The following is an 8,146-nucleotide window of genomic DNA, read 5'->3' as shown; positions in this document are numbered from 1 at the left end:
GGTGGGGGAAATACGGCAACGGCGAATAGCGCTCCGGGTGGCCGGAGCGCTGGGCCCTTGCGAGGGCGGCGAAAACACCCGGCATAGCCGTGCCATGCCGGGTGTTGTTTCGCTAGGTCAGGAACCGCTCAACGACGGCTCCCGGGTGGGTCGTCCCCATCGTCCTCGTCGTCGACGGCGGCATAATCGGCATACCGATCTGCCAACTCGTCATAAGGGTCGTGCTCGTCATTGCGGTCGGAATCGACGTTGTCCTCGACTCCGAGCTCCGCACGCAGGCGCTCAAGATCCGTGCCGCCGCTGTTGTACTTCAGCTGGCGGGCGACCTTGACCTGCTTGGCCTTGGCTCGGCCGCGCCCCATTGGCTCGACCCCCTCATGCGGGGTCGTGCCCGACCCCTCGTCGCTAACGCACCACGCACTGACGCCACCTGACTTAGGGCGTCAGCCTCTCGTTCGCCTACAACCGTACCTGTTTTGCGCCCCGCTCGGTACGCCGTCTGGGCGGCGGCAGTCAGCGGCCCAGCCAAATGGCTCTAAGCCGCCCGACTTCCGACATTCTGCGCTCTGCCAGCCTATCTGCTGCGACGGCCGGGGGGACGCCCTCGTCGTCGGCGATGGCGAAGATTTTCTGGGTGGTGGCAAAAATCTGAGCCGCCCTCGCTTTGGCCCGCTCCATGTTGAAGCCCGCGATCTCGTCGGCGACCTGGATGACCCCGCCCGAGTTCACCACGTAGTCAGGCGCGTACAGGATGCCACGATCGGCCAGCTGCTTCTCCACGCCGGGATGGGCGAGCTGGTTGTTGGCCCCGCCGCAGACGATCGTGGCGCGCAGCGTGGCCACCGTGTCGTCGGTGAGGGCGCCGCCGAGGGCGCAGGGCGCGTAGACGTCGATGTCCGCGGTGGCCAGGGCCGCGGCGTCGGGGAGCGAGTCGACCTCCGGGTGGCGGTGCCGTACCCGCTCGACGGCTTGGTCGTTGACGTCGCAGATCACCACCTCGGCGCCGTCCTCCAGCAGGTGCTCGACGAGGCGGTGGCCGACCTTGCCGACGCCTTCCACGCCGACCCGCTTGCCGCGCAGGCTGGGGTCGCCGTAGCGGTGCGCGGCCGCCGCGCGCATGCCCTGGAACACCCCGTAGGCGGTCAGGATGGACGAGTCGCCCGCGCCGCCGTGGGCGAGGGTGCGACCGGTCACGTAGGCGCACTCGCGGCCCACGATGTCCATGTCCTCGCTGTAGGTGCCCACGTCGCAGGCGGTGTAGTAGCGGCCGCCGAGGGACTGCACGAACCGGCCGTAGGCCCGGAGCAGGGCTTCGGTCTTGTCCGTGGTGGGGTCGCCGATGATGACGGCTTTGGCGCCGCCGTGGTCCAGGCCGGCCAGGGCGTTCTTGTACGCCATGGCCCGGGAGAGGTTGAGCACGTCGGCCAGGGCGGCCTGCTCGTCGGGGTAGGGGTAGAAACGGGTTCCGCCCAGGCCCGGCCCGAGAGCCGTGCTGTAGATGGCGATGATCGCGTACAGGCCGCTGCGGTCGTCCGCGCAGAACACGACCTGCTCGTGCCGCGAGTTTCGGCTCGGTTCCTGGTGGGAGAGCCCGAAGACGTCGGTCACTGTGGTGACTCCTGATCGTCTCTGTCCACCGCTCCATTGCGGCGGATCTCACCCTCCAGGGTAACGACGATCATGGATTGCGAGCAGGTGGACACTGCGCGGATCCGTTTCGCATGGCACGATTCGGGGTGTGCTGCCCTACGCCGCGTACCTCCGCGTCTACGAGCCGCTGACCGCATTTCCGGAGCGGGATCGGCTGGCCTGGGCCAGGTATGCCCAGAATCCGGAACGTCCGAGGCGGGCCGGGGCGCTTGAGGTCGAGCACGAGGAGTCCGTCCGGCGCATCCTGCGGGTGCCGCCGTTCCCCGCGCCAAGCGCGGAAAGCCACAACGCCTACCTGCGGCGTGTCGACGACGTGCTGTACGTCTGCCCGTGGCAGAGCCGGCTGCGCTCCTGGCTGGCGTTCGCCACCTTCCGCGGCAGCATGCCGGTCAAACTGGCCGACCGTTTCGTGCCGACCCCGGTCGCGGAGCGTACGGCCAACGAGTTCGACGCCTTCAAACGCGGCGAGCCGTCCCTGCGCATGCACATCAGGACCAGCACCTGGCACGTCCCGACCCCGTGGTTCGTGCCGTTCGACTCGGCCGAGCGCTGGCTGGTGCTGCGCGGCGAGGAGTCGGAGGGCATCACGATGGCCCCGGCCAGGAACATGCTCTACGTGACGTCGATGGCGCAGGCCCGCAAGCGGGTGGCCCGGGCACTGGTGGTCATCCGGCGGCATGTCGGCGACGTGGACACGCTGACCGACGTCGAGGACGTGGGCCGCTGGCTGGAGGAGTTCCACCCGCACTCGCTGGTGGAACTGGACTACGGCGGCCTGGTGCACCTGATGGACGATGAGACCTTGCAGGCCGACCAGTCCGTGGCCGAATTGGCGGCGGCTCTCACGGGTTTGGACAACGGTCAGGAAGAACTTGCCTTCGCGATGTATCAGCGGGTGATCCTCCGCTGGAGGTCGATCCAGAGTCTGGAGTCGGCCAACTGAGCCCCAACCAGTGGGGCTGACCTGCGGCTTTGGGTCATGAGATGGTCGATGGGACAACTGCGAACTGAGTAGTTTGCCGTTTTCACTGCGATACCACGAAACGTGTCGCTAGAATCACCGAGCGTGACATCAACACGTGGTCGAGACGTTGCGCCCAGAGGGCTCGCCAATCGCGCTACGTGGCTGTATGGTCACATCGGGTGATGCCGCAAATGGTCCAAGAAACCGCACGTTATGGATCATTGGGGGACATCCGTGACAAGCGCCAAGATAAGTCGCAGGATCGCTGTCGCCGGTCCACACGGAGGAGAGGCCGCACAAATGTCAGCTCGTACACCCGAGGCCGAGCCACTGCTCACCCCGGCGGAGGTCGCAACCATGTTCCGCGTCGACCCCAAGACCGTCACTCGGTGGGCGAAGGCGGGCAAGTTGACGTCCATCCGCACCCTCGGCGGACACCGGCGTTACCGGGAAACCGAGGTTCGGGCGCTGCTCGCGGGCATTCCGCAGCAGCGCTCGGAGTAGTAGCGGGGGATCGCAGCACCTAGGGGGACGAACGGCGCGCTCGCGTCAGCGATGTGAGCGCGTCCACATCACATCCCGGTACCAGATGTGATCCGGCGCCGCCCGCCCGGCGCCGACCCAACCCTAGGAGCCCTAGGAGCTACGTGTGAGCCGCTCGACCTCCGGGTCGTAATCGGCGGCCACCCCCACCAGGGCCACCATCTGCTCGCCCAGCAAGCGCTCCAGCGTGGGCCGATCCAGGTCGCGGTGCTCCAGCCAGTCGAGCCCCGCCGTCTCCACGGAGGCGATCCACGAGCGGAGCGTGATGCGCAGCACCGGGCTGGGCTCGGTGACCCGCATCTGGTTCATGATCAGCCTGAACAGGCGCTGCCGGACGCCGTCGACGATCTCACCGATCTCGCCGGATCGGTCGGCCGGGCCGCCACGGAGGAGCGCCGCGAACCCCGCGGCGTGCTCCTCGACGAAATCGAAGTAGCGCCGCAGTCCGGCGGCGAGCTCGTCGATGGGCCGGCCCCCCTGCTGGGGGTGGAGTCTGGCCTCCAGCTCGTCGGCCGCGCTGCGTAACGCGGCGACGTAGAGCTCCTGCTTGCCGCCGAAGTAGTGATAGACGAGCGCCCGGGAGGCGCCGGCCGACAGGGCCACGTCGTCGATGGAGACGTCTTCCGCGTCGTGCTTGCTGAAAAGCTCCAGCGCGGCGGCGATCAGTTCCTCACGGCGGCGGTCGACACTCAGCCGCCTGCGCGCGGGCCGCTGATCTGACTGGTTTGGCTGTTCTGAATTGTCCCGGTCCTTAGCGTCAAGTTTCGCCGGCCGGGGAGTTGCACCCACACTGTCGAGACTATCGGAGTCGCTAGCTGACAGCGCGCTCCAAAGCGATCAAGATGGATTTACCCGTACCTTATCCGGGATTCGATCGTTCTGTCTGACAGGTGCACGTCCGCGCATCGTGGGGAGAACCATGTCAGGACCGTCAATGCAGACCACTGCCCGGCACGACATCGCGGTACCCGTACCGGATTCCGGACTCGCCGACGGGTTCAGCCCGCGGCCACGACCGACGATCCGCAACGTCGCCGAGCGCGCGGGCGTATCGAAGTCACTGGTCTCCCTGGTTCTGCGCGGGTCGCCACATGTCAGCGAGCATCGCCGGGAGGCGGTTCTCCAAGCGGCCAGAGAGCTGGGGTACCGCCCGAACGCGGTGGCCCGCAGCCTGGTCGAAGGCCGGACCCATCTGGTCGGGGCGCTCGTCGCCGACCTGCACAACCCGTTCTACGCCGAGTTCCTCGACGGGCTCCAGGAGAGCCTGCACGGTGAGGGCCTGCGCCTGCTGATCGGCAGCGGTCGCTGGGACCCGGCGTTCGAGGACGAGGCCGTCGAGGCGTTCCTCGAACTGCGCGTCGACGGGCTCGTGCTGCTGGGGGTCGCCCCCTCCAGCGACACCCTGGCCGAAGCCGCCGCGTACACCCCGACCGTGGTGGTCGGCGAGCGCGACGTGGAACTCGACAGCGTCGACATCGTCGTGGACGACGATCAACTCGGCGCCCGGCTGGCCGTCGATCACCTGGTCGAGCAGGGCCACCGCAGGATCGCGCACATCGAAGGCACGCCGTCGTCGGCCGCCCGGTGCCGGTGCGAGGGGTATCTGGTGGCGATGCGCAGGCACGCGCTCGCGCCGTACATCATGGTCGAGCACGGCGACTTCACCGAGGAGGGCGGCCGCCGCGCGGCGCTGGCCCTGCTCAACCGGGAGCCGCGGCCGACGGCGATCTTCGCCGCCAACGACGTGGTCGCGCTCGGCGTGCTCACCGCCGCCAGCGAGCTGGGCCTGCGGGTGCCGGAGGACCTGTCGGTGGTCGGTTACGACAACACCCACCTGGCCGCCGTTCACCACATCTCGCTGACCAGCGTGGACCAGCCGCGCCGCGCGATGGGCCGCTCGGCCGCCGCGCTGCTCAGCGACCGCATCTGCGAACCGGGCAAAACCTCCCGGCTCCGCCAGGTCACCCCCCAGCTGGTGGTACGGCGCAGCACCGGTCCCGCGCCAAGCGACGCCCAAAGCTAGGTCAATCGCGGCGGCGTCATGTTCCGGCAGGTGTTGACTGCGGGCATGACGCCGACGCATCGACCTGGGGGAATGAATGCGTGATCCGGAGTTGGTCTCCTGCGCCCAGCGCGCCGCGGCCGAGCTCGAACGGGCCTGGGGTCACTGGCGGGCCACGCGGGGACGTCCCGCGGACATGAGCATCGAGTCGGTCGCCAGCTACGTGGCGCACTCGATCGACCATCCGTGGGGGCGCCCGCGGGTGGTGCTCGGCCTGGACGCCGAGGACGCCAGGGAACTGGCCGCACTGCTGCACAAGCAGGAAGCCACGGAACCCGCTTGGTAGTTCTCGTCGTCTCTGGGTTTTCTCGCTAATCACGGTCTGGTCACGTCCCTGCTGCGCGTAGGTTGGGACGTTGACAGACCTCAGCGAAGGGAACCAACCGCGATGAGTCGTCGTTCGGCGGTCGTCGCCGCTGTCCTGGCCCTGACCGGACTCGGCGTCGCGGCGTGCGGCGGCGCGGCGGGGGCCGGAACCGGCTCTGACGCCACCGCGCCGCTCGAAGTCAGCAAGAACGGCACCGCCCGGGCGGCAGGCGAGGCCGCCGCCCCGGCGAAGCCCCTCGACGGCAAGGTCATCGTGATCGATCCCGGGCACAACGGCGGGAACTACAAGCATCCTGAGATCATCAACAAGCAGGTCAACGTGCTGACCAAGTGGAAGGCCTGCGACACCACGGGGACGGCGACCAACGATGGATACTCCGAGGCCGCGTTCAACTGGGATGTAGCGCAGCGGCTGGCCAAGTTGCTCCGCGCCAAGGGCGCGACGGTGAAACTGACCAGGGCCAACAACACCGGTGCCGGGCCGTGCATAACCAAGCGGGCGGCGATCGGGAACGCGGCCAAGGCGGACGCGGCGATCTCCATCCACGCGGACGGGTCGGCGGCCGGGAACCACGGCTTCCATGTGATCATGCCGAAGAAGATCAATGGTCCGGTGGATCCGGTGGTCGCGGACTCCAGGAAACTGGGGATCACGATCAGGGACGCGGTGCACACGGGGACGGGGATGCCCTATTCCACCTACATCGGGTCAAAGGCGCTGGATTACCGCACCGATCTGGGCGGGCTGAACCTGTCGTCCGTGCCGAAGATCTTCCTGGAGTCCGGGAACATGCGGAATGCCGGGGACGCGGCGAAGTTCAAGAGCGCGGCCTGGCGACAGAAGCTGGCCGCAGCACTGGCGCAGGGGTTCCAGACATACCTGAAATGATCGTTTGTCGGTCTTTAGGGGCATATCTGGGGCATGGACAATCACGGATCTTCACAACCGGTGAAGCCGACGGGCCGGGCGGCTTCTGGGCATATCTCGGGCATGGATAGCTTGCTGCCTCGCCCCCGCTTCGCGGAAGCCGCGCCCGGTGTGTTCACCTTCGCCGTCGGGTCGCTCGTCTCCGGTCCTGCCGATCTTGTCGATTCGGTACGGCTTGCGTTGCCCGTCCTGGATCTGCGCCGTACGGATGGTGCGGTGGGGACCGTGGAGCAGGACAGAGACCCAGGCCGGACCAGTGGCGCGGTGGGGACCGTGGAGCGGGACGGAGATCTGGGCCAGGCCGGTGGCGTGGCAGGGACCGTGGAGCGGGACAGAGACCTAGGCCGGGCCGGTGGTGCGGCAGGGACCGTGGAGCGGGATGGAGACCTGGGCCGGACCGATGGTGCGGCGGGAGTGACCGTGGAGCGGGATGGGGATCTGGGGGCGGAGGCATACTCGATCGCGATCTCCGAGGCGGGGGTGAAGATCTCGGCGGGGGGTCCGGCGGGAGCGTTCTACGCTGGGCAGACGCTGCGGCAGTTGCTGCCGGTGGAGGCATTCCGGGCGGCGGCGTTGCCCGGGACGGCCTGGACGGTGCCCTGCGGGCGCGTGACGGACGCTCCGGCGTTGGCGTGGCGGGGGGCGCATCTGGACTTGTCCCGGCATTTCCTGCCGAAGCGGGAAGTGTTGCGGATGGTGGATCTGATGGGGGTGCACAAGCTCAACCGGCTGCACTTGCATCTGGCCGATGACCAGGGCTGGCGGGTGGAAAGCCGGGCGTTCCCGCGATTGCACGAAATTTCGTCGTATCGGGCGAGCACGACGACGAGCTTCTTTGGCGAGGAGCCCTCGGACGACGGCATCCCGCACGGTGGCTACTACACCCTGGCCGATCTGAGCGAAATTTCGGCATACGCTCGGGCGCGCTCGGTGACCGTGGTTCCAGAGATCGACGTCCCCGGCCACGCCTCCGCCATCCTCGCGGCCTACCCGACCCTGGGCGCCAAACCCACCGAATCCCACGAAGTCCTCAACCGCTGGGGAATCTCCCCGGCCATCCTTTCCCCTCTCCCACCCACCCTCGACTTCCTCATAACGATCTTCGACGAGCTCATCGACGCCCTCGGCCCGCTCCCCTACTTCCACATCGGCGGCGACGAATGCGTCCTCGACGACTGGGCGACCTCTCCCGAAATCTCCGCACACCGCGAATCCCTCGGCCTGGCCACCCCCGGCGACCAGCACGCCTGGTTCCTCCGCCAACTAGCCGACGCCCTGGCCACCCGCGGCGCCCGAGCCGTCGTCTGGGACGAGGCTTTCGTCAGCGGCCGCCTCCGTCCCGACACGATCGTCATGCCCTGGCGCGGCATGAACGTCGCCCACCGCGCGGCAGTCGCCGGCCACGACGTCGTCATGACCCCCGTCTACCCCCTTTACTTCGACTACGCCGAAGCCGCCACCCCCACCGAACCCCTCGCCATCGGCGACACGATCACCGTCGCCGACGTGGCCGCCTTCGCCCCCGTCCCCTCCTCCTGGACCCCTGCCGAACAGGCCCACGTCGCAGGCGCCCAGTTCCAACTCTGGAGCGAACGCATCCCCGACGCCCGCACTCTCGACTACCGCGCCTGGCCCCGCGCCTGCGCCGCCGCCGAAATCACCTGGACTGGCC

The 8,146-nt window shown here is 68.2% G+C and carries 9 protein-coding genes; 6 read left to right on the top strand and 3 right to left on the bottom strand.

The features are described from left to right. Positions 1-128: 128 nt before the first annotated feature. Both Amac_RS53015 and Amac_RS53010 read right to left on the bottom strand, forming a co-directional pair. Complete coding sequence (locus tag Amac_RS53015; protein WP_155352098.1) at positions 129-362, bottom strand: DUF3073 domain-containing protein; 234 nt, start codon at positions 360-362, stop codon at positions 129-131. 151 nt (positions 363-513) lie between these two features. After that, positions 514-1,608 carry a Leu/Phe/Val dehydrogenase gene (locus Amac_RS53010; protein ID WP_155362011.1) on the bottom strand — a complete coding sequence of 365 codons (1,095 nt, stop codon included), beginning with the start codon at positions 1,606-1,608 and terminating at the stop codon, positions 514-516. 130 nt (positions 1,609-1,738) lie between these two features. Here Amac_RS53010 and Amac_RS53005 point away from each other — a divergent pair, with 130 nt between their 5' ends. Both Amac_RS53005 and bldC read left to right on the top strand, forming a co-directional pair. Continuing rightward, positions 1,739-2,593, top strand: a complete 855-nt coding sequence (locus Amac_RS53005) for a DUF8083 family protein (protein ID WP_155352100.1) — start codon at positions 1,739-1,741, stop codon at positions 2,591-2,593. A 321-nt stretch (positions 2,594-2,914) separates the two neighbouring features. Continuing rightward, on the top strand, positions 2,915-3,118 hold the full coding sequence (gene bldC, locus Amac_RS53000) for a developmental transcriptional regulator BldC (protein WP_013133571.1): 204 nt from the start codon (positions 2,915-2,917) through the stop codon (positions 3,116-3,118). 132 nt (positions 3,119-3,250) lie between these two features. Here bldC and Amac_RS52995 read toward each other — a convergent pair whose 3' ends face one another. Beyond that, positions 3,251-3,946: a TetR/AcrR family transcriptional regulator gene (locus tag Amac_RS52995; RefSeq protein ID WP_246269267.1), complete on the bottom strand. Its 696-nt coding sequence runs from the start codon at positions 3,944-3,946 to the stop codon at positions 3,251-3,253. A 130-nt stretch (positions 3,947-4,076) separates the two neighbouring features. On the opposite strand from Amac_RS52995, the gene Amac_RS52990 reads away from it, so the two are divergent. From Amac_RS52990 to Amac_RS52975, 4 genes are all read left to right on the top strand, one after another. Beyond that, positions 4,077-5,180 carry a LacI family DNA-binding transcriptional regulator gene (locus Amac_RS52990; RefSeq protein ID WP_155362010.1) on the top strand — a complete coding sequence of 368 codons (1,104 nt, stop codon included), beginning with the start codon at positions 4,077-4,079 and terminating at the stop codon, positions 5,178-5,180. 76 nt (positions 5,181-5,256) lie between these two features. Further along, on the top strand, positions 5,257-5,505 hold the full coding sequence (locus tag Amac_RS52985) for a hypothetical protein (RefSeq protein WP_155362009.1): 249 nt from the start codon (positions 5,257-5,259) through the stop codon (positions 5,503-5,505). A 102-nt stretch (positions 5,506-5,607) separates the two neighbouring features. Then, entirely contained in the window at positions 5,608-6,435 is an 828-nt protein-coding gene (locus tag Amac_RS52980) for an N-acetylmuramoyl-L-alanine amidase (protein ID WP_155362008.1), read from the top strand. 102 nt (positions 6,436-6,537) lie between these two features. After that, a partial coding sequence (locus Amac_RS52975) for a beta-N-acetylhexosaminidase (protein WP_246269266.1) occupies positions 6,538-8,146 on the top strand: 1,609 nt, incomplete at its 3' end.

Origin of the sequence: Acrocarpospora macrocephala, from assembly GCF_009687865.1 — a bacterium.
Lineage (GTDB): Bacteria > Actinomycetota > Actinomycetes > Streptosporangiales > Streptosporangiaceae > Acrocarpospora > Acrocarpospora macrocephala.
The sequence above is the reverse complement of the archived record's forward strand: the minus strand, read 5'-3'. Positions and strand labels throughout refer to the sequence as shown.

Bases quoted from the DNA above. Each gene is read 5' to 3' on its own strand.
- Amac_RS53015 (WP_155352098.1), bottom strand. From the start codon at position 362: ATGGGGCGCGGCCGAGCCAAGGCCAAGCAGGTCAAGGTCGCCCGCCAG.
- bldC (WP_013133571.1), top strand. From the start codon at position 2,915: ATGTCAGCTCGTACACCCGAGGCCGAGCCACTGCTCACCCCGGCGGAG.
- Amac_RS52990 (WP_155362010.1), top strand. From the start codon at position 4,077: ATGTCAGGACCGTCAATGCAGACCACTGCCCGGCACGACATCGCGGTA.
- Amac_RS52985 (WP_155362009.1), top strand. From the start codon at position 5,257: ATGCGTGATCCGGAGTTGGTCTCCTGCGCCCAGCGCGCCGCGGCCGAG.
- Amac_RS52980 (WP_155362008.1), top strand. From the start codon at position 5,608: ATGAGTCGTCGTTCGGCGGTCGTCGCCGCTGTCCTGGCCCTGACCGGA.